Annotated in this window: 18 protein-coding genes, 3 pseudogenes and 1 riboswitch; of the genes and pseudogenes, 14 read left to right on the top strand and 7 right to left on the bottom strand. The window is 53.2% G+C overall.

Annotated elements, in window-relative coordinates; genetic code table 11:
* Nucleotides 1-504 precede the first annotated feature (504 nt).
* Nucleotides 505-1,299: a hypothetical protein gene (locus ONG87_RS17375; protein WP_192152094.1), complete on the top strand. Its 795-nt coding sequence runs from the start codon at nt 505-507 to the stop codon at nt 1,297-1,299.
* A 675-nt stretch (nt 1,300-1,974) separates the two neighbouring features.
* On the opposite strand, the pseudogene ONG87_RS17370 reads toward ONG87_RS17375, so the two are convergent.
* Nucleotides 1,975-3,273: pseudogene (locus ONG87_RS17370) on the bottom strand (replication initiation protein); the annotation flags it as partial.
* A 503-nt stretch (nt 3,274-3,776) separates the two neighbouring features.
* Entirely contained in the window at nt 3,777-3,977 is a 201-nt protein-coding gene (locus ONG87_RS17365) for an AlpA family transcriptional regulator (protein ID WP_192152093.1), read from the bottom strand.
* Between the two features lie 640 nt (nt 3,978-4,617).
* Here ONG87_RS17365 and ONG87_RS17360 point away from each other — a divergent pair.
* Nucleotides 4,618-6,237, top strand: coding sequence for a methyl-accepting chemotaxis protein (locus ONG87_RS17360; protein WP_056843720.1), 1,620 nt, complete (start codon nt 4,618-4,620; stop codon nt 6,235-6,237).
* Nucleotides 6,238-6,382: 145 nt separating this feature from the next.
* Here ONG87_RS17360 and ONG87_RS17355 read toward each other — a convergent pair.
* Nucleotides 6,383-6,718: pseudogene (locus ONG87_RS17355) on the bottom strand (DUF1264 domain-containing protein); the annotation flags it as partial.
* Between the two features lie 92 nt (nt 6,719-6,810).
* Here ONG87_RS17355 and ONG87_RS17350 point away from each other — a divergent pair.
* The 9 genes from ONG87_RS17350 to ONG87_RS17310 all read left to right on the top strand — a co-directional run bounded on the left by ONG87_RS17350 (nt 6,811) and on the right by ONG87_RS17310 (nt 12,859).
* Nucleotides 6,811-7,134 carry a DUF190 domain-containing protein gene (locus ONG87_RS17350; RefSeq protein ID WP_192000392.1) on the top strand — a complete coding sequence of 108 codons (324 nt, stop codon included), beginning with the start codon at nt 6,811-6,813 and terminating at the stop codon, nt 7,132-7,134.
* 95 nt (nt 7,135-7,229) lie between these two features.
* A riboswitch (Fluoride riboswitch) is annotated at nt 7,230-7,302 on the top strand.
* A 79-nt stretch (nt 7,303-7,381) separates the two neighbouring features.
* Complete coding sequence (locus tag ONG87_RS17345) at nt 7,382-8,728, top strand: voltage-gated chloride channel family protein (RefSeq protein ID WP_192000393.1); 1,347 nt, start codon at nt 7,382-7,384, stop codon at nt 8,726-8,728.
* A complete protein-coding gene (locus tag ONG87_RS17340; RefSeq protein WP_056843722.1) occupies nt 8,725-9,090 on the top strand; it encodes a hypothetical protein in 366 nt (121 codons plus the stop codon). Before ONG87_RS17345 ends, ONG87_RS17340 begins: the two co-directional genes overlap by 4 nt.
* Nucleotides 9,091-9,170: 80 nt before the next feature.
* Entirely contained in the window at nt 9,171-9,494 is a 324-nt protein-coding gene (locus ONG87_RS17335) for a DUF190 domain-containing protein (protein WP_003425060.1), read from the top strand.
* Between the two features lie 42 nt (nt 9,495-9,536).
* A complete protein-coding gene (locus ONG87_RS17330) occupies nt 9,537-9,803 on the top strand; it encodes a hypothetical protein (protein ID WP_264381733.1) in 267 nt (88 codons plus the stop codon).
* Nucleotides 9,804-9,897: 94 nt separating this feature from the next.
* Nucleotides 9,898-10,239, top strand: a complete 342-nt coding sequence (locus ONG87_RS17325) for a hypothetical protein (RefSeq protein WP_003317535.1) — start codon at nt 9,898-9,900, stop codon at nt 10,237-10,239.
* 73 nt (nt 10,240-10,312) lie between these two features.
* Nucleotides 10,313-11,596, top strand: coding sequence for a phosphopyruvate hydratase (gene eno / locus ONG87_RS17320; RefSeq protein ID WP_056843725.1), 1,284 nt, complete (start codon nt 10,313-10,315; stop codon nt 11,594-11,596).
* A 115-nt stretch (nt 11,597-11,711) separates the two neighbouring features.
* A complete protein-coding gene (ppa, locus tag ONG87_RS17315) occupies nt 11,712-12,257 on the top strand; it encodes an inorganic diphosphatase (RefSeq protein WP_003317533.1) in 546 nt (181 codons plus the stop codon).
* Entirely contained in the window at nt 12,257-12,859 is a 603-nt protein-coding gene (locus tag ONG87_RS17310) for a uracil-DNA glycosylase (RefSeq protein WP_056843726.1), read from the top strand. The genes ppa and ONG87_RS17310 overlap by 1 nt, the downstream gene beginning before the upstream one ends.
* A gap of 8 nt (nt 12,860-12,867) precedes the next feature.
* Here the strand turns inward: ONG87_RS17310 and ONG87_RS17305 are convergent.
* Nucleotides 12,868-14,036, bottom strand: a pseudogene (locus ONG87_RS17305) (TDT family transporter).
* Nucleotides 14,037-14,153: 117 nt separating this feature from the next.
* Between ONG87_RS17305 and ONG87_RS17300 the strand changes: the two are divergent.
* The 3 genes from ONG87_RS17300 (at nt 14,154) to ONG87_RS17290 (ending at nt 16,909) form a co-directional block, all read left to right on the top strand.
* A complete protein-coding gene (locus ONG87_RS17300; RefSeq protein ID WP_056843727.1) occupies nt 14,154-15,050 on the top strand; it encodes a LysR family transcriptional regulator in 897 nt (298 codons plus the stop codon).
* Nucleotides 15,051-15,207: 157 nt separating this feature from the next.
* The gene (locus tag ONG87_RS17295) at nt 15,208-16,200 is read left to right on the top strand and encodes a beta-propeller fold lactonase family protein (RefSeq protein ID WP_056843728.1); all 993 of its coding nucleotides are present in this window, start codon (nt 15,208-15,210) and stop codon (nt 16,198-16,200) included.
* Between the two features lie 328 nt (nt 16,201-16,528).
* A complete protein-coding gene (locus tag ONG87_RS17290) occupies nt 16,529-16,909 on the top strand; it encodes a hypothetical protein (RefSeq protein ID WP_010924793.1) in 381 nt (126 codons plus the stop codon).
* 715 nt (nt 16,910-17,624) lie between these two features.
* On the opposite strand, the gene ONG87_RS17285 is transcribed toward ONG87_RS17290, so the two are convergent.
* The 3 genes from ONG87_RS17285 to ONG87_RS17275 all read right to left on the bottom strand — a co-directional run bounded on the left by ONG87_RS17285 (nt 17,625) and on the right by ONG87_RS17275 (nt 21,125).
* Nucleotides 17,625-18,587: a tyrosine-type recombinase/integrase gene (locus ONG87_RS17285; RefSeq protein WP_056843729.1), complete on the bottom strand. Its 963-nt coding sequence runs from the start codon at nt 18,585-18,587 to the stop codon at nt 17,625-17,627.
* A 511-nt stretch (nt 18,588-19,098) separates the two neighbouring features.
* A complete protein-coding gene (locus tag ONG87_RS17280; RefSeq protein ID WP_192152090.1) occupies nt 19,099-19,959 on the bottom strand; it encodes a hypothetical protein in 861 nt (286 codons plus the stop codon).
* The gene (locus tag ONG87_RS17275; RefSeq protein ID WP_192152089.1) at nt 19,956-21,125 is read right to left on the bottom strand and encodes an integrase arm-type DNA-binding domain-containing protein; all 1,170 of its coding nucleotides are present in this window, start codon (nt 21,123-21,125) and stop codon (nt 19,956-19,958) included. The genes ONG87_RS17280 and ONG87_RS17275 overlap by 4 nt, the downstream gene beginning before the upstream one ends.
* Nucleotides 21,126-21,181: the final 56 nt, after the last annotated feature.

Genomic DNA, 21,181 nt, shown 5'->3' with positions numbered 1-21,181 from the left:
TCTTACCATGCAGTTACCACATTGCTACCACATTGCTACCACAATGGTTACAGGCTATAGCCACAGAGTTACCAGCTTGTTAGCACAGTCTTACCATACTAGTACCACTATTTTTTGGCACGATATATGGGTCGAAATTTTTCGGTTTTTTCATAAAATGACTTGGCGCGTTGAGGCGCTATACAAAAAAGCAAAGGGCTTTTTGAAGGGGAAGGTTGATCAGCCTTCAGAACGGGCCGTGGTTTCCGATCCGCCGCATAGGGGCTTTGCCCCTCTGGACTCCCCACACTCGCCCGCGTGGCGTCGGGAGCCTGGGATAGAAGCGCTCCCAGTCACCCTAGCGAAGGCTATTGGCCTCGAACGCGTCAAGGGGCCGAGTCCTCGCCCCTTCGGTGCTGCGGGCCGCACCAACCCCTTGACTCGACCATTAGACTTCAGACATTTTCAAGATATGATGAGCGACGCGTAATGAAAAAGTCAGTATAAAATTAAGAGGGGGTTGCGGTGCAGATTTTGACAGTTTCAGATTTTGAAAAAGTGGCCGTTAGATATTCAACTTTGTTCTATTCAAGATCTCTCAAGGATGGTCCGAAAAATATCGCGTATTGGATATCAGTTTTTTTCTTTGTGCTAACAATATTTTTTATGTTCTACAGTTTGGTTGAGTTAGCGTTAGGGCGGGATGCGAACACAGGCCTAGCAATGATAGCTGTTCTTTTTGAAATCGTCGGTTTGGCAGTTTGGATTGCTTTTTATGAGCCTGCTTACAGATATGACAAGCTAAAAAGGTCAGGCTTAAATATTTCCGATGTGCTTTGTAAAAAACAAGATAGAGAAATTATCAAAGGCATTTGGCGTAAAAAGAATTTATCTGTCCCGCCTGATAAGTATTTTGAGTTGGCCAAGAATTTGTATGAGGTTCAGGGTATGCTCTCCGAGTCTAGAAAGAATAAGCAGCTGGGCGATCGTTTTTTGAGTAGCTTTTTCAGCCTTAAGCCGTTTCAGACCTTGCTTTCAATTCCAGTTATATTGGCTATGATAAATTTCGCATTTAAAATACCTGGCGTGGAATTCAAAGTGTCGAATATTAACCTCTCGGTTTTCATGATAACTGCTGCGAAATATTCGCTCACCCTTTTTCTTATTTCACTAACTCTAGTTTTGATTGTTAGGTTGTTGTTGACGATGTCTATAGGTGTTTTCGAGCTGGTTAGTGAAACCTACAGAGGCAAATGCTCAGATTTGACTAAGAGAAGGTTTGTTAGAGCTTTGCTTGAACGAGCCGACTTGGTGGGGTGAGTGTGGCGTGCTGATGTGATCTATGCTCGTAGTGTCCGAAAACTTACGATGTATGACTTGGCTCACTTTGGTTGATCTAATTTGGCTAATAACAATTAGTTTGTGTTTTGGGTATCTGGATGGTGCATTTTTTGAAGGTTTTCTGTGGAGTTTTCGAGAGCGCCTATCTAAGGTAGGACCCAAGTGAAAAGCGCTCTCTGAATTATTTGTTAGGTATTTAACTCTCTCCGAGTAGCCGATTTGTGAGTGAGTGCAAAAGCAGATTTTGGAGAATTGGCAGTGGATGTGAACTGTTTGACTATCAGGTCGACTACCATCCGCGCATCATGAATCAGTGTTTTTTGCGCAATGGCCTGGACGAGCGCGTTGTGGACGTCGATCCGTTTGCTAGGCGGGGTCTCCGACAAATCGAACGGCGTTGCCCCCTAGTGTCGTGTTTTCTTTTACTACTTTCTGTTTAGGTTGGTAGTTGGTGTTATCTACAACGCTTCCCGATACGGTATCCATCCCATATTCATCAGGTATCGCAGAGGTATCATCGTCCGAGCGCGGCATAGCCTTGTCTATCCAAGCTTGCTTCTCTCTGTTAGTTAATCGAGAGTTCGAATTAGTGACGAAATCCTCTTTCCACTCGGGCGGAACGTTCATGTATAGGAATTTCAAAATGCCTATGGATGAACCATCCTCATGTTCTCTCTTTAAAGACTCTCCGGCTTGCGGCCCCTGCGGGACCGCAGATATCTGATGTACACCGGATTGCACCCCCAGAGCGCGACTATTTGCAGCCTGGCTCGGAGTGGGTTGTGGGGAAGCTGAATCGACTTGGCCACGTGTCCCAGGCGCAGCCTCGGCAGGCCTGAGAACTCTCACAGTGGCCGGTTGTGATATTTCCCTGAGAATGCGCTTGTAGCTGGCCACCGTTCTCACCGAAACGCCGGCGAGAGTCGCTATCGCAGAACGGACCAGTGCCTTGCCCTGGTCTTGAAGCTGCCTGCAAGCAGCGCGTATTTTGGATTCTGTGGCTTTGTGCCGCAGCTCATTAGTGCGCTGCGCAGCCAGGCTCTGCCGCTCTGTGAGCGACAGGCTGCCATCGAGCTGCATTGCGCCTCGATGGCAACGACGATCACCGGTGTACCGATCCCACGTCCAGCGACCTACGGATTTGACCGTGGAGCGTATCGACGACAGCGGCAGGTTTTCCGAAAAACCCTGTTTGAGAAAGCTGTTGTGGTTGTACGCATACGCATCGAGCGAGCGCATGAACGACTCGAACGACCCCAGCTCACGCTCGCGATTGACGATGCTGTACGCAAAATAGCGCAGTTGCTCGAACAGGATGCAGTGCCGCGAATGGCTGACCTGATCAAGCTTCGGACCTGTGGCCCAGGGTTTGACTGTCAGCTCCACCGCGTTCGCCAGTTCGCCCAGTTCATACACGTGGCTGTGAAATTCGGTCGTCTCCCACCAGGGGTGACCGGGTGTTTTGGCCACCGGGCCACCGTGGTAGTCCATGTCCGCGTCGAGGCGAGCCGCAAACGCGGTATAGATCGCTTTCATGTACTGAATCGGCTTGGCCCGTGCGTTCTCTGTGGTGCACACGGACGGCACGGCATAGAACAACTGGGAATGGCCGCTTTTGCGGTTACGCACCATCAGGTTCGGCGCGGGCAACCCGGCATCGTCCCAGGCCAAGGCGTTGGCATGGTCCAGGTCGAACACCAGCCAGGACACCATGCCGAGGCGATTGACCTGCATATAGGGATAACGCAGCGCGTATTCACGGGGACGAACGCGGGTCGCGGTTTTGTCGTCACTGCACCGCGCCATGTACGGCGCTTCCAGCAATAATCGGTTGAGCGCAGTGCCGTCTTCGAAAACACGCGCCGGAGGCATGTGGGTGCTGGTGGCCAGCGGATCGACCTTGGCCGAGGGTGAGGTCGAGTGGGCAAGACTGATCGCATTGTCGTGGATCATGCTTCACCGCCTTGGCCAGCAGGTTGGCCAACGGCGTGAAAGGGTGTGACACAAGGGGTCAACTGGCGGGGCAGGGTGCTGTCATCAAGGACGCACAGCCGCTGGAGAATTTTTTCCATAAGTCCACCGTTCAGCGGCGAACTGAAGACTTCACTTTTGACGGCTTGAAGATTTCCTGCCTTGTCCGCGCTCGTAGCTTGGGTCTCAATACCTGAGACGGGTTGTGGTGATCCCACCAGACATACACCCAGACGACCATTTTCTGACGGTCAAACCTAGCGAGGTCTGCTTCCTGGAGGCGTACTATTACTTGAAGCGATTGGTCCGCTCTCCAGCCGATTTCTGCTCCAGTAATAAGAGGACGTATTGAGTAGATTCCAGTGATATTGCTCACCGGACCAGCCAGAAGGTGCTGAAGTGCCACCTTATCTTCTGTCGTGCAATTGCAAGGCTTCGGTGAGTGCCAAAAATTTTGATCATTGATCGTGCGCTGTCGGCCCATCTCAGCTTCTCCCTTGCGTGGTATTGCGGGCTGCTGCACGGGCCTCCAGCCAATGATCAATCTCGTGCTCAAGAAAACCGATTACACGTCCGCCTCCGATGCTGATCGGTTGCGGAAAGTCATCTTGTTTGCACAGCCTCCACAAAGATGTCCGGCTGACAGCAATTTTTGAGCAGGTATCTTGGATACGAAGAACTCTCACGGCACACCCCGAAACGTTGTGGAATCGTGGCCATGGTCATTTGATCTGCCGTCTGGAGCACGGACATCATTTGTTCCTTTTTCGATGATTTTTTGTCCGTGCACTGAGAATTTGGCGAACCCTCACCCGGTATATGGCATGCCTACGGTTCGCTATCTCAGGACTGTTGCGATGGCTACTGTGCCGGCGACGCACCGTCCCGATAGCACTTAATATTCGGGTAGGTCGCTGTAGAACGCCGTTCGCACGTTTATGCTGCCGACCTTGGCGGGCCAGGCTCCTCTAATATTCTTAAATCAGAGGGAATATGGCTTCGAGCAACGGGAAGCAGTTGGGTACACGAACAGCAGCTTTGGGTCGAAGCAGCCGCGCGCGCTCAAGGCCTTTTTAAAAGCGCAGCGCCGTGTGCTGGAAGATGCTCGGCGACGCTAGGTTATTCAGGAAAGTAGTGACTCAGTGAGGACATAATTGGTGATAACGTATTTCTTACATTGGTAAGTAACGGCCATAACCGACAATGGTACGCATGCGCCGCCGGGGGACGTGGTGTCAACGAGCTGACGAACAGCCATAATCCTTCACGATTTCTAGCCGATAGCTTCAAGACCAGGCCTCTGGCCATCTTGCAGTGGGAAGTCCTATGCGGCTCAGAAATATAAACCTCGCTCCACGCGCCACCTTGTTTTTTTCGGCCATCATTTTGCTGGTCGTGGTCTTGGGCGTCATCGCCATACTGCAGATGGGCAAGCTTCGCGATACGGAAAAGGATGTCGAACTGAATTGGCTACCCAGTATTCGGCAAACCGCGATGATGAACTCCACCGTCCTTCGCGTCCGGTTGGAGACCCAGCGGGCCGTTGCCGATCCTCAAACCGTTCAGCAGACCATCGTCAAATTTCCTGCCTACCGGAAAGCCATGAAGGATGCGGTCTATAACTATGAGACCCTCATTGCGAGTGACCAGGAGCGACAGTTGTTCTTGGCCGTGAAAAAGTCCTACGACGATTACGCAAGCCAACTGGATCTGCTGGAACCTTTGTTGAAGGCAGGCGACACCGCTTCGATTGTCAAACTCGTCGCTACCGGTATACGTCCCCTCACGAACCAAATGGAAACTCAGGTCGAGGAATTAACACAATTCAATAACAAAGGCGCTGCGCTTGCCGGTGTTCAAGCGACGCAAGTTTATGATTCAGGTCTTTACATCGTCATCGGCCTGATTATCTTCGTCGCGCTCCTGACTCTTTGTTTGGCAACTCTTCTAACCAAAACGATTACGTCGCCCATCGGGAGCGCCCTTAGCGTCGCCGAACGCATTGCCTCAAGCGACCTGACGAAGGAGGTTGAGGTAAGCGGTACCGACGAGGCAGGCAGGCTTTTGAGCGCGTTGGCCACGATGCAGCAGAACCTTCGAAGCACGATCATGCAGATCGCTGACTCCTCATCCCAACTGGCTGCCGCCTCGGAAGAAATGACCGCGGTGACTGAGCAATCCAGCCTTGGCCTAGTGTCGCAGAATGATGAAGTAAATCAGGCTGCAACTGCTGTCACCGAGATGAGCGCTGCAGTGGACGAGGTAGCACGCAATGCCGAATCAGCTTCCGAAGAGTCCAGGAAAGGTCAGGGCTATACGGAGGTTGGTTTGGAGCGTGTATCGCAGACGCTTAAGTCCATCGAAAAGCTGTCGAGCAACGTGCGCGACACCAGCGAGCAGATCACTGGCTTGTCCAATCGTGCACAGAACATTTCCAAAGTGGTTGAGGTGATCAGAGCCATTGCTGAGCAGACCAATCTGCTTGCGCTCAATGCCGCGATCGAGGCCGCTAGGGCGGGTGAACAAGGCCGAGGCTTCGCAGTCGTTGCCGACGAAGTTCGAGCCCTCGCTCACCGCACGCAAGTGTCTACGCAAGAAATTGAGCAGATGATTCAGGCCATTCAGAACGATTCTGACCAGGCCGTGAAGGCGATGGCCACCAGCAGAGAACTGGCTGCAGAATCCCTAAGCGTCGCAGGCGATGCCAGCAGTTCGCTTGACCAGATCGCGACAGCTATTACGGGCATCAACGAGCGTAACATTCTCATCGCCACCGCTTCGGAAGAACAGGCGCACGTCGCCCGGGAAGTCGATCGCAATCTGGTTAGCATTCGCGAGCTGGCCTCCCAAAGTTCTGCAGGTGCAAGCCAGACTGCAAGCGCTTGCAACGAGATGTCGAAGCTTGCGGTTAATCTGAATCAGCTGGTCAATCGTTTCAAGGTTTAAGGTATTCACGTACGTCAGCGGACTCGTCCGATGTCCTTGGATATCGGACCTAGACTGTCTGGCGATATACCGTCCTCCCTGAGCCTGAGCCTGAGCCTGAGCCTGAGCCTGAGCCTGAGCCTGCAGGGATTGCACAGTCTATTGGCTATTGGGTTGATCGGCTGTTTGTGTTTTGTGGGGTGGGTGACGTTGCGGGCCCGTGAAGATGTCCCGTAGGATCATTGATCTGAATTGTCTTCCCATGCTGCCATCCATCCGCACCTGGATCTGCTTTGGGGATCTGAATATCGGCTCGTTGAGCTTTGATTGCCGACTTGACGATTCCCAAGCGTTGGTTGCGTTGTTGCTGCATTGCGGGATCAGCCTGGCCGTCAGCTGTGATCCCCATCATCAGTTGTGGAACACCTAGGGGAAGTGTTTTGTCTTGATCGGTGTGCCAGGTGTGCCACGTCTTGCCATAGGTATGAGCCAGTCGCTCCACCCGGTCAGCAATACACGTCGTGGGCTCGCTGGTAATGACGGCTGCCGGGCTTCTGTCCTATCAAATAATCAGCACGCGCTGAGGAGAGGAATATGAAAGGTTTTCTGGTGACTTTCTTTACTCAACAGAATCGTCGCTATCAGGGAAAGATGCTCGGCGACTGGGTCGTTGATTTGGCGAAAGAAATGGGACTGCGGGGTGCGACCCTGTCCACAGGTATCGAAGGCTTTGGGCATACCGGCCGGCTGCATTCCTCGCATTTTTTTGAACTGGCGGATCAGCCTACCGAAATTCGTATGGCCATTACCGAGGACGAATCTGAACAGTTATTCAAGCGATTGGAGCTTGAACATATCTCGTTGTTTTACATAAAAACCCCAGTCGAGCTGGGCTTCGTCGGAACAGAGGTCACCTAGTTTGGCCCTCTTTCATAAGCGGTGACTCGAAGACGCCTTCGCTTGCCTCGTAATCCGAAACACGATTTTACATTTTGGACAGACCTAGCTAAGCTCGGCGCATTGGAGATGGCATTCCTCCATTAACCAACCGCTGCGCCCGTAGCAGCTGATGATGCCTACAGAAACCTGATCAATCAGGTCTGTAGGCGTTCGCGCTCAGATTCCCTTTTTGGTCAGGCCCACTTACTTTTTTGTGGCTGGCCAAATGTCTAAATTTCGACGACCTGAACAACTCGACTTACTGCCCTATATAGCGAAATGGCTTGCGCTTGCAGGTCTTGTAGCTCTTTTGGCAGGCTCTGCTTCTGCGTTATTCCTCCTTTCCTTGGATCATGCCACCCAGTGGCGAGAAACCCATCCTTTGGTGATCTGGCTCCTGCCAGTGGCTGGCTTTGCTGTGGGACTTGCATATCACTTGATAGGCAAACCCGTTGATGCCGGAAACAACCTGATCATCGATGAAATCCATGATCCTAAGAAGATCGTGCCTTTGCGCATGGTGCCGATGGTGCTGATTGGAACCGTGGTTTCCCACCTTTTTGGTGCATCTGTGGGACGTGAGGGGACGGCGGTGCAAATGGGCGGTGCCCTTGCCGATCAACTGACGCATGTCTTCCGTCTGCGCCGCGAAGACCGTCGGGTGATTCTCATGGCCGGTATCAGTGCTGGCTTTGCGTCCGTCTTCGGCACCCCTCTTGCCGGGGCTTTATTCGGACTTGAAGTATTGGCCATTGGACGTATGCGTTACGACGCGCTTTTCCCTTGCGTGGTTGCGGCAATCGTTGCTGACCAGGTGGGGCAAGCCTGGGGCGTGGTTCACACGCATTACGTCATTGGCGAAGTGGTTCCGGTGCAGCTGTGGAGCGTCATGGCTGTGGTGGCAGCTGGGATTATCTTTGGCCTTACCGGCCTGCTATTCGCGACTGCAACCCACAAGCTCGGAGCCTTCGTTAAGCGGCTTATCACCTATTCACCATTAAGACCCTTCGCCGGCGGCCTGCTGATCGCAGTCTCAGTGTGGGCGCTCAGTAGTAACCATTACATCGACGTTGATAAGTACATCGGGCTAGGCATTCCGAGCATCGTCCAATCCTTTCAAATGCCAATGGCCCCTTGGGATTGGCTTGGAAAGATGGTGTTCACCGTTGTCTCCTTGGGCACTGGATTCAAAGGCGGTGAAGTGACACCGCTGTTTTACATCGGTGCCACCTTGGGGAATGCGCTGGCTCCCGTCTTGCACCTTCCCTTCGGCATGCTGGCTGGTATCGGCTTTGTCGCCGTCTTTGCCGGTGCAGCTAATACGCCACTGGCAACCATCGTTATGGCCATGGAGCTCTTCGGGCCCGAAATTGCTCCGCTTGCAGCCATTGCCTGTATCGCAAGTTACCTCGTATCCGGACACACCGGGATCTATCACGCCCAGCGCGTCGGCCACAGCAAGCATCACCGTCCTCTTCCGGAGGAAATCCGGCTCTCTGATATCAAGCAATTTCATGCTCAAAGTGAATCCGCCAGCGAGCGGAAAGTGACTCTTGCGGGGGAAGAGAAATGATTGAACATCACCAAGATCGCCTGACAGCTTTGCAACTCTATTTTCCTGGCGCTAGCCGGGCTCGCGTGACCAGCTTCTGGCACCACCTAAGCGCACTTGCACTAGCCCAGCACCTCCTTAAAGTTGCTCAAAAAGCAAAAATTGAGCAGGTCATGCTCAAGACGATTTCTGCAGGTTATTTGCCAGGCTATCGCATCTCCCATCATCACCCGGAGCTTGGCGATATGCGTCATCCCCAGTGTCTGGAATTGCTAGATACAGAGGACAAGCTGCGCGCATTCCTGCGCGACCACGCTGACGAGTTACGCAAAGTGCGAGCAGTTCTTCTCTTATGTGAGTTACCGCTCACTGACGCGTCGTAATTCAGTTTGAAAACAGCTCGGAAATGAAGAGGTAAGGCCGACCGAAGCGTCGGTCACTCGCGACATTAGAGGATGTAGCTATGAACGGCTTTCAACTGACGTTTTTCACCGAACAGAGTACCAACTACCAGCACCTTCCACTGGGAGAGTGGTTGGTCGAGTTCGCCAAGCGAGAGGGCGCGTTGGGTGCGACGTTGGTGAGCGGTACAGAGGGGCTAGATCATTTGGGGCATTTGCATACGGCGCATTTCCTCGGCGGTGCCGACCATCCCGTCACGGTGACTATATCCACTGATGAAATTGGGTGCGACAGGTTGCTGGAGGCATTGGCCAAGGAGTCGTTTTCACTGAGCTATATCAAATTGCCCATCGAATACGGTCGAGTGGGCCAGGCGAAAAACTAAAAAACGCACCTTGTTGGACAACCAATAAAAAGGATAAACGCCATGTACCTAGTTTATAACCTACGTCCACAGCCAGCCCCCGCTAACTGGGCTCATGACAACAGGCAGCTCCTCGTAGGACTGGTTTTTTGGTCGCTTTTTCTGGCGGGCATCGCAGACAATCAAAAGATTTCGAGCGAGGGGTGGTACGTCGTCACCCCGCTCGAAGGCGCATTAGTCACGATGCGTATGCCCAGTGAAAAGTCCTGCAAGGCCGACGTAGCCCAGACCTGCGTACCGGGCTACGAGCTGAGAGCACAGCAACATTGAGCGCGATGGCGGTTGGCAATCCAAAGATGAGATCGCGAAATGGAGCTCACCGACGTCGGCTCATCAAAATCATTTTAGAGAATTGGGAGACCACATGAGCGCAGTGACGCTGAGCATCGTATTCGGGCTTGTGATGGGCAGGTTTTTCACAGGATCCGTCTATGAGTTCGCCGCGCTTTTCATCGTAAGCGTTGGAGTGTCCTTGCTGACCTTTCATCTGCTAAATCAAAGGCGCGTCAGGCTACAAGCCCAGACGGCGTATTGCTGCTCTGTAATGGTTGCTTCAAACCAAATGATGGAGCTTTTCCAGATGGCAAAAAGAGGGCAGTTCATGCCCTTGGTGGGAGAGATTCCTGAACTAATTATTGGAGGCTTCTTGGTTCCCGCAATTGCGGTGTCGGCAGTGCAGCTGTTCAGGATACTCATGGAGAGCTGACGTCCGACATAGAGGCCTCTCAACGGATTCAAATGGTTAATGACGCTCCCGAATCGTTACTTGGAGAAGATCAATGAAAACGCAAATCCAGGCCATTCATGCACGTGAAATTCTCGATTCACGCGGTAACCCTACCGTTGAAGTCGACGTCACCTTGGAGTGCGGCGCCATGGGCCGGGCTTCAGTACCGTCCGGTGCCTCTACAGGCGCTCACGAAGCAGTTGAGTTGCGTGACAAAGATACACAGCGGTACTCCGGCAAGGGAGTGTTAAAGGCCGTTAGCAATGTGAATACCGAAATACTTGAGTCTCTGAGGGGCATGAATGCGATTGACCAGGAACAAATTGATCATTTTATGATTAAGCTGGATGGAACCTCTGATAAATCCAGGCTTGGAGGAAACGCGATCTTGGGCGTGAGCCTCGCCGTTGCCAGAGCGGCGGCTTCTGCGCTGAACTTGCCCTTGTTCCAATATCTGGGCGGCGAGCAAGCAGCAAGAATGCCCGTCCCGATGTTCAATATTCTCAATGGAGGTGTCCACGCCAACTGGCAAGGCCCTGACTTTCAGGAATTCATGATTGCACCTACAGGGGCTGGCAGTTTCAAGGAAGCCTTGCGATGGGGCGCCGAGGTGTACCACGAGCTGAAAGCGGTGCTTAAGGACGTCGGCTATTCAACTGCGGTCGGAGATGAGGGCGGCTTTGCGCCGGCACTCAAGAAAAACTCAGACGCCATTGAGCTGATCATCAAGGCAATCGAAAGGGCTGGTTACGCGCCTGGATCTCAGATCGAGATCGCTATCGATCCAGCATCCAGCGGCTTCTATGAAAACAGGCTTTACCATCTGCGCTCTGAGGGTCGTAAGGTCGATGCTCAAGAGCTGATTAGTCTCTATTCCTCCTGGGTCGACAAGTATCCGATTGCGGTACTGGAAGATGGCCTCGCGGAAGACGATTGGTCAGGTTGGAAGCTATTGAATGCTGCTCTGGGTGACCGGATCGAGTTGGTTGGAGATGACCTATTTGTCACCAATGTCGAACGGATTCAGCGAGGCATCACAGAAAACGTCGCCAATGCCGTATTGATCAAACCTAATCAAATCGGAACGCTGACTGAGACCAAAGCCGCCATCGAAATGGCCTATGGGGCAAATTGGGGGGCGATGGTTTCTCATCGTAGCGGGGAGACGGTGGACAGCTCCATCGCTGATCTGACTGTCGCGATGGGGACTGGCCATCTCAAGACAGGAGCTCCATGCCGGGGGGAGCGGGTCGAGAAATACAATCAGTTTCTGCGAATAGAAGAGTATCTTGGCAGCCGTGCGTTTTATGCAGGACATGATGCATTCGTGCGCTGACGGCCTATCGCCGGTAAACCTGTTGGACTGGTGACCGTAAAAAAACGAACCACGTATAGCTGTTGGCAAAAACGTCAGTGGCATTGGCCTTTCCTAGACGCTTGGAGATATGAGCATGAGCTACACGGATATTCCAGCTGGTAACGCGATCCCCGATGACTTCTTCACCGTTATCGAGATTCCTGCAAACCACTCGCCGATCAAGTACGAGGTGGACAAGCCAAGTGGACAGATCTTCGTTGATCGCTTCCTCAGCACGCCGATGTTCTACCCGGCTAACTACGGGTTCATTCCAAATACCTTGAGCGATGACGGCGATCCTTTGGACGTCCTCGTGATTTGCCCTTACCCGGTATCACCTGGCGTTGTCATCCGCAGTCGCCCAGTAGGTGTGATGTACATGACGGACGAAGCTGGTGCGGATGCCAAGGTAATCGCAGTGCCTCATGAAAAACTCAGCTCTATGTACAGCAATGTAAAGGAATGCTCTGACCTCCCTGCGTTACTCCTCGCACAGATTCAGCACTTCTTCGAAAACTACAAAGCGTTAGAGCCGGGTAAGTGGGTGAAAATGGGCCGCTGGGGGAGCGCAGACGAAGCGCGGGAAGATATTCGTAAATCGGTAGCGGCCTATAACCTGAAGAAGGAGGCTTCCAAGTAGTGTTACTCAATCAGAAGAGCGCAGAGCAGGAAATTTCTCTGAAGGCAAGAGAAGACTTTTTGCTGCTGCCGAAAACTGCTGAATTGACGCGCTGGGTAATGGCCCAGTCCACGGGCGAAAGAACATTACCGTATTTCGATCCACTGGATGGCGGCGTCTTCGCAAGGGTATTGATCTTGTTGGAATCGCCCGCTCGAACGGTCAGTCTTCCACGGTATGTCTCAAGAGACAATCCGGGGCCTGCACAACGCAACCTGAAAGGTTTCATTGAGCAGGTTGGACTGGCACGTCACAAAACCGTCCTTTGGAATTTGTACCCTTGGTTACCAGATCTCGATAAGCCCAAGGGTCCGCTCCGCAGAGCGCAAATTGAGGAAGGTATCGAGATGCTGATCACGCTACTGACGCTTTTCCCTGATCTCGTCACTATCGTGTTTGCCGGACGTGTTGCCCAGAAAGCCATACCGCGTGTTCGGCTCGCCTTCCCTAATTTTTCATTGCTGGAAATGCCACACCCAAGTCCCCTTTCTGTTTGCACTCACCCGAATGTTAGGCAGCGCATTTTGTCCACACTGCGTCACGCCAAACAGTCGATCAAGTAGCCAAAGGCTCAGGTTTTGCTCGCCTTGCTCAGCGAGTGGATACACGGCGAGACGAACAAGTTGCCGCGATAGGCACCAGCCAGGGTTTTAGCCGCGACGATCATCCACATGACAGTCAGCATCAACACCAGCACCACGCCAAAGAAGCTAAAGAACGTGAGGTGCAGCATAGAGCCCAATTTGAGGGTTGTTACGGCGTACACTCCCAGCGGAAAGGTGAAGCCCCACCAGCCGAGGTTGAAGGGAATGCCCTCCCTGAAGTAGCGCCCGGTAATTAGCAGCGCCAATACCATCCACCACAATCCCAGCCCCCAGAACAGCACACCACCGATCAAGCCAATGCCCTCGGCTACGCCGCCGATGCTTGCCATTCCATGAGCAGCAAAGATTGCTGGAGCATCGTTGCCCAGCAGCAACATCCCCAAAGCCCCGGTACCGATCGGCCCTAAAGACAGCCAGCTCGATGCTGCCATGCTTTCATGAGGTAGTTTGTGCAGCGCCATGCGCAGTAACAGGATCACCAGTATGCTCAAGGCGACGGGCACCGAGTAGGCCCACAGCACGTAGCTGGTGATGAGCATGGTGAACTGTGCGCTCGCATCAGCGAGGTGCGGAGCCAATAGACCGCCACTGGCGGCAGCCACCTCAGCCGCAACTACTGGCAGCAGCCATACCGCTGTCATCTGATCAATGCTGTGCTGCTGGCGAGTAAACATCATATACGGGATCAGCACCCCGCAGGCCAATGCCATGGTGACATCGATCCACCACAACACTTCGGCTAAAGCGACTACCCCACCCCCCAGCGTGGCAAACCATAAAGGAGAAAACCGTTGATGATGGTCGCCAATCCCATGGGGATAGTTCCAAAAAACATCGATACAGTGGAGTGGCCGAAGATCTGTTTGGCCTCATCGAAGAACAATACCCAACGGCTCGCGTACATCAGCGTAAACAGGCAAAACAGCACGATATTAAAAAACCACAAGGCTTCCCCTAACGCTTTGGGCCACTGCGCAACAAAGGGCAGTTGGCCCAGAGCCAGCGCCAGAATCCCGGTGCCCATCGTGGCGGCGAACCAGTTGGGTGTGAACTGCCGGATCGCTTCTCGTGGATTGGACAAAGCCGCCAGTGGATGGCTGCCGCCCATTATAGCTGCGAGTCGTGTCTCACTCATTTTCGCGCTCCCGCTTCAGTGTGCCTTCGATATGACATGGTTGAAGTATAGCTTGATGGGAATAGCGGTAAAAACGGATAGTATAGGTTTATATGACCTATTAAGAAGGTAGATTACTTGAAGCTAAGCCTACGCCAGCTACAAATTTTCTGCGCCGTCGCGCAGCACGGTAGCACCACCAGCGCCGCCATTTCGGTGTCACTGTCCCAATCTGCAACCAGCGCCGCACTGAACGAGTTGGAAAGCGCCTTGGATACCAGGCTGTTCGACCGTGTAGGCAAGCGTTTAGTGCTGAACGATAACGGCCATGCCTTACTGCCTCAAGCCAGAAGGATGCTTGAGAATGCACAACAGATAGAGGCCAGTTTCTTACCCGGCCATGCCGGGCTGAAGACACGCTTGCGGGTAGGATGCAGTACCACGATAGGCAATTATGTTCTGCCATTGATTCTCGGTGAGCTACGTCAATCAACACCACATTTGAGGGTCGATGTCGACATGGCCAACAGCATGGCTATCGCAAGAAGAGTCGCTGATTTCGAGATTGATATGGGCCTGATCGAGGGGCCTTGCCACCTGCCCGAACTCAGTGCCGAGCCTTGGCTAATTGATGAGTTGCTTATTGTCGCAGGCCAACGGCACCCCTTGGCACTAAAGCAGCAGGTCACACTTGATGATCTTCGTACCGCTGAATGGCTACTGCGCGAGCCAGGTTCTGGTACCCGTGAAGAAGTCGAACAATTGCTGCTGCGTCATTTGCACGATCTCGCCGAAACGCGCCAGATCGGCAGTTCAGAGGCCATCAAGCATACCCTCGCACAAGGCATCGGCATCAGTTGCCTGTCCCGCTGGGTCGTTCGGGATCTACTGGCCTCTGAAGTCTTGGTTGAACTGCCGCACGCGTTGCCTGCACTGACCCGACGTTTTTTTCTGATCCGCCACCGGGACAAATACATCTCGCCTGGGCTTGAGCGATTCTGGGAAAAATGCAGTCAATTCGTGAGCCAGGAATAGCTGGACCTATTTATAAAACAGGTAAGAGCTACCAAAACAAGTTGTTTCCGGAATTTATCAACGACGCATAAAGTCAACTCATTGCCCTGCAGCGATGAACGAGTTGTATATGCCAAGGCGCGACTGGGTGCCTTGCTTACCCTATGAGGAAATTCTGATGAATGTGATAAAGAAAACCGTCACAGCCCTGACGTTGGGTGTTGCGTTGGCCGCATCGATGAGCGCGTGGGCCGCGCAAGATCGCTGGACGTTTGACGGCGATATTCACAACAACTCGCTGGCCGTCAGCCCTGATGAAACGACGGCGGTGGTCTCTTACAGTCAGCGTCCAGATGTAGTGGTTTATGATTTGAAAACCGGTAAGGTTCGCCAGGTTCTCACCGGCTACGTCACGCCGCGAAATATTGTGTTTTCGCCAACTGGCGATGTGTTCTACCTCTCCGACAGCAGTTTGGGGGTCGTGCGCAAGATTGACACCAAGACTTTAAAAGTGATCGCAAATATTCCGTTGGGCGCAGGTGCTTTTGGTACCACACTCAGCAAGGACGGAAGCCTGCTCTACGTCAACAATGAAGCGGCCAGCACGCTGTCGGTCATTGACCTTGATCACCAGCGGCCAGTAGCTGTGGTACCTGGCTTCTCCCAACCGCGCCAGGGCATCCGAGTAAGTCCTGACGGCAAAACCGTCTATGTCACCAACTTTCTTGGGGACAAAATTACCTTGGTCGACAGCAAGACCAATACGATTGAAGGTGAGATCACTGGCTTCAACAAGTTGCGCGCCATCTCCATATCGGCGGACGGCAATACGCTGTACGCGGCTAACAGCGGCAGTAACAGCATCGCAGTTGTCGACACTCAAAAACGCGCCATCACAACCACCGTCATGGTTGGCAAAGACCCCTACGGCGCAGCCCTCACTCCAGACGGGCTGCACGTCTACTCGGGTAACCTCGGTGACAACAGCCTTTCAGTGATCGACACCAAAACGCTGAAAGTGACCACCACTGTGACCGGTTTGAAGGCACCCCGCCAGGCCATTGTCTTCACCAAAGACAAGTCGAAGGCGTATGTCCTCAATGAGGACTTGAGTATCTCCACAGTCGATCTCGCCAGCAACAAGGTGGTGTCGACGCTCAAGGCCGACTGATTGAACAGCGCAGGCCTTCATGGGGGCCTGCTGATACTCCACGACCAAGTGAATAATAATGAGTGAAAATGATGAGTCCTGGATGATGGATCGCCGTCGCTCATTGAGATGAGCCAGTGATGCGTGACCGTGAGCGTCGCTTTGCTCAATTGAGGAAGGCATAGGGTCCGGGGGGGGGGGAGCCCAGCATTCCAGCAAAAAATGATATCGGGACGTTTTTTCTACGGAATCGAATTAACCTGTTTGTGGCTCGTCTACTGTCTGATCGCTTGCCGTTTCAAAAGCAGGTGGGTCTTTTAAAAATTAAAAATGACCAAAGGAAATACATATGTTCAAAAAGATGATTCTCACCGTCGCTGTTGCCGCCAGCTGCATGTCGGGTTTGGCGCTCGCCGATGCGCCAGTCAAGCTTGCTGAAACGGACAAGGGAAAAGTACTCGTAGACGTGAAAGGAATGACTCTTTATACCTTCGGTAAGGACACCTCGGGCAAGTCGGTCTGCAATGGGCCATGCGCTTCAAACTGGCCACCTTTACCGGTATCCGCAGACGCGAAAGCGGGTCATGATTACTCTGTCGTCACTCGAGACGATGGCACAAAACAATGGGCATACAAAGGCATGCCACTTTACAGCTGGGTCAAAGATACCAAGCCAGGGGATACAACCGGTGACGGCGTCAACCAGGTCTGGCACGTTGCCAAGCCGTAACGTCAAATAATTAATAGGCTGGCTTACGCCACTGGCTTTGTCAGTGGCGCAAACCAGAAGAATACACACCTGATATTTTCGCCAACATGTAGCCGCCGCGCCTCATAAATCTTTGATGGATCATTTCAACGAAAAATGGGGCCGAGGTACGGTACACCTTGGACGTATTCCCGTAACGCCAGCCTGAGGATTTCGTTTGGCCGGGAGTCTGTGACGATGCGCATGGTGGTTCCATCCAGCCGCTAGTGGACCGATATTCTGAGGCAACGCCAATTAGAACGGTAGGGCATCGTAGATATGCGGGCGAAGGTCTGCTTATGGCCGAAAGCTGCCGTTAATAAGCCGACCAACAGGCGTCGCTTTATTGGTTGGTGCGCATAGCTTACAACTCAAACAAGGGTATGGTTTTGGGCGTATCAAACCGGCCCGCACAGCGCTACTTTCAGCATCTAACAAACGTACGCTGAGGAGTCGAAACAGTGGAGACTGAACGAGGTGTTGAGGAATGGAACGGTCGATGGTCGATCGTTGCCGGACGTGCTGTATGCACTGGCTGCATGGAAAGCCAAGCGCTGGAAGACTGCGAAAGCCCCTTTCTACATGCCGACACCTGTCCAGCCAGCGATGTGGAAGGTCATCATCCAAGGGGCAGCGTTGCACCACATCCTCGGCAGTGCGCGTGGGTGAGCTGCCGCTTAGGCCTCGATCACTTCAATTAATACTTCACTTTATAGGTGGGTGAATCCTCCGGCCGGTTCTCCCGCCGATCGTAGATCTTGGTCGTGCTGATGTTGGCATGACCCAGCCAGGCCTGGACCTTGGCGATATCGGCTTCATGCTCCAAGGCGTTGGTGGCTGCCGTTGCTCGGAGTCCATGAACCCCAAGGCCTTCGACCTCAATCCCAGCCATCTTCGCGTAGGCCGCCACCACGGTGTAGATGCCGTTGGCCGTAATGCCGGCACCGGTCAACTTGCCGCGCAGTGGGATGAAGACCGGCACCTTCCTGTCCGCCAAATGATGCCCTGAGCTCTCCAGGTACTGGTGAATGCGTCCAGCCGCCACCGGGTGCAACGGCAGGTAGCGCACCTTGCCGCCCTTGCCATGCACCTTCAAATGCTGAATTCCGCGGCGATCCTGAATGTCGCTCACCTGCAGCAGCGCCGCTTCTTCGCGGCGCAGCCCGTGATAAAGAAGAACAGCCAATAGCGCCCGGTCGCGTTGCCCTTTGAGGGTCGTTTCATCCGGGGCTTCGAGCAGCGCTTTGGCCTGGTGATCGCCCAATGCCGGAGTCTTGCCTTCGTTGCTTTCGATCTTCGGGCGTTTCACGCCGTGCACGGGATTGCCCCCGGCGATCGCATTGCTCTCCAGGAGGTGATCAAAGAGGCTGGCCAGCGCCGCCAATTTGCGCCGGATTGTGGCGCCCGCCAGACCGCGATGCTCGAGCTGAGCGCGCCAAGCCAAAACATGTGATCGGGTGACGACGCGAAATTCATCGGCCGAAGCCAATCCGACAAAACCGCAGAAGTCTTCCAGGTCATTTTGGTAGGCACGTCGTGTCCGAGGATTGTCCAGGTTGGCAAACCACTCGACCGCGGCCGGAACTTGGGCCAGCGTCTGAAATTCGACCGACGTGAGCCGACGCTGATCATTCTGATGGGCACTGGTCAGTTCCTGCATATATTTCTCATCATTGGCTCACCGGCGATCGTTGGCCACGTCTTTGGTCACGAAAGCAACGTCAAGTATGGAAGCCGCCTTCGAAACCGATAAACGGCAATAATTGGTGATAACCCATTTTATCGGCAGTTATCTAGAGCAGTACAGGTTCGCTAAGGTAGTGGTTACCGGTATCTGAAAGAGCTGCTTCTGGCCGCTTTTGTTAAAAAGTCGGCTTTCTCAATTTCAAGAATCTGATAAGTGAAGGACCCAGTTTTGCTTGCTGTTACGTGAAATCTGGGGCCGAATGACCTATGCGATGTTTAAAGATTTCAATCTCATGCGGGTAATCTCCGCTTTGAGAACTGGTTTTGGTGATACACAAATTGCCCTTTTGAGCGGGCCCTCAGGTTGCGCGAGCCATGAGTTCGGATCTGCGCCTGAACGCTATCGCTCACGCATGAGCTATGGTTGGTTCAAATAGGTGAGCTGCCAAGATCTGCAAGTGGGTCTCAGACCGGACGAAGGCCCTTCACTCGCAGGGTGGAGGTAGAGTCTCCTTTGGAATGAAATTGGGTAGCTCCGCAAGCAGCTTTAACGAGTCACTTACGCTTGTCTTGAGCGAAATTTCATAGTGTTCGCACTCCTCATAAGCGTCATCCGCGGTGCCATAGGTATGGACAACAGCATGTTGGGTAATTTTGCGTAATGATCGAAGTGCAGTGTTCGCATGTGTGAACGAGCGTGCCGAAGGTGTTCCCGAAAACTCAAAAATGGCTGCCAAACAGATCACAGCGTCAGATGGCACCGGAAGCCGCCTGTTTTTGCTTTCCGATCCACCATTTGCTACCTGTACGTTGGACCAGCCCATCGAGTGGCATAGGCGGACGAACTCCAGCGATGTCCACCGTTCAGCAGCCTGAGACCGACGGCCACGACTTCGCGCACTGGAAGCGCCATTGGCAGCTTTTTGGATGGCTTCCAACTCTTGGATTTGGAGCCGCTCCATGATCGATAAGTGCGGTGAAGGGGTTAAGCAATGCTGCCGAAGGGTCTCCTCAGTCTCACCGCTTTGGCGATTAGTGATATGTATTAACGCCTCAATTCCATCTGGATCCAGCGTTTGTAGTGCGATCTGAAGGTCTGAGCATGCACGTGCAATATTTTGAAGCGCAGGACCTCTAGCTTGCTTCAACTTCTCATGTTCTTTTAGTCGGGTGTAGTCGGCCGCAAGTTGTAATATTTGCATGCAGAATGGCTGGAGTTGGCCAATGGTGGGCAATCCGGCTTCACGACGTTTGTAGGCGATCCCGGCCACGATATTGATCAACTTAGCCTCTTGCTTGCTCAAGCTGCTGGCAAAACCCTCGGGTAGATATCGCGGCTCGTTCATTCCTTACTCCAGGCGTCAAGGTGATCTGCCCAATCCTGCATCATCGAGCGTCGTTCGTCGAAGTATGTCGCATGGTTATAGGCTCGACGAACGTTGTTCTGGTCAGCGTGAGCAAGTTGAGCTTCGATGGCATCGGGTCTGTATCCGAGCTCATTTAGCCGAGTACTGCCAGTCGTCCGCGTACCATGGGGGCTGTATTTGCCGCTCCACCCTAACACCTTCAAAGCCTGACGCATCGATGCGACGGCCATTGGCATTTGCCGATTATCTCGGCCGGGGAATAAATGCGTCCGGTTGCCAGTGATGCCGTTAAGTACGTTGAGCATTTGGATTGCTTGGTGGGGCAGGGGAACAATGTGTTCCTTTCGTGCTTTCATTCTCCGTGAAGGTACTCGCCAAATCGCTGCTTCAAGATCAAACTCCTCCCATTCGGCTTCGGCTACCTCGCTGGGCCGCCCTAGCGTCCACCACATCAGTCGGATGCAGTAATTGAGCTGGAAGCTGCAACGGTGGTTGTCAAAATCACGTAATAGCTTGCCGATCTGATCCGTGGTTAGGGCAGTCTTATGCTGTGTTTTGTTGGTGGGTAGTGCTTTACGAACCGGCCAGACTGGATCGCTATCGGCTCGGAGCGTGGCGACGGCATATTCAAATACCGCAGACATGGTGCGACGAGCCTCTGCTGCTACGCTCGGAGCGCCGCGCTTGAATGTTGACTGGAGGATGTTAAGTATCTGAGCTGAGGTAACCTCGCGGACAGGAAGTTTTCCAATGTTGGGAAACACCACTCGCTCCAACATATCGAGGCGTCGATTTTTGGTGATGTCCTCCCAGTCTTTGGTCTGCAACCACTCTTTGGCTATGACATCAAACGTATTGGTCGCTTCGTTTGCTTGCCTAACCCGGTCGAGCTGCCTTTGGCGGGCTGGATTTACGCCCTCCTTGACCAGCTTGCGTGCCGCTTCACTTCGTTCTCTTGCTTCTGACAGCCTCACGGTTGGGTAATCGCCTAGTCCGATCATGCTGGACTTGCCATTCAGCGCAAAGCGATACCGCCATGCTTTCACGCCTGTAGGTTTGACCTCAAGGTACAGACCACGTTGGTCATTGAGCCGATATAGCTTTTCCCTCGGCTTGGCGCTGCGGCAGTGGGCATCGGTTAGCAAACTCAGGTCTCCGTGGGCTGAGAACCCACTGTACTCACCGCTTTGGTGCTTGGCAA

The organism is Pseudomonas sp. MM227 (assembly GCF_947090715.1).
In the GTDB taxonomy this organism is placed as follows: Bacteria; Pseudomonadota; Gammaproteobacteria; order Pseudomonadales; family Pseudomonadaceae; genus Aquipseudomonas; species Aquipseudomonas baltica.
This window is presented reverse-complemented; position numbering and strand designations above follow the sequence as displayed.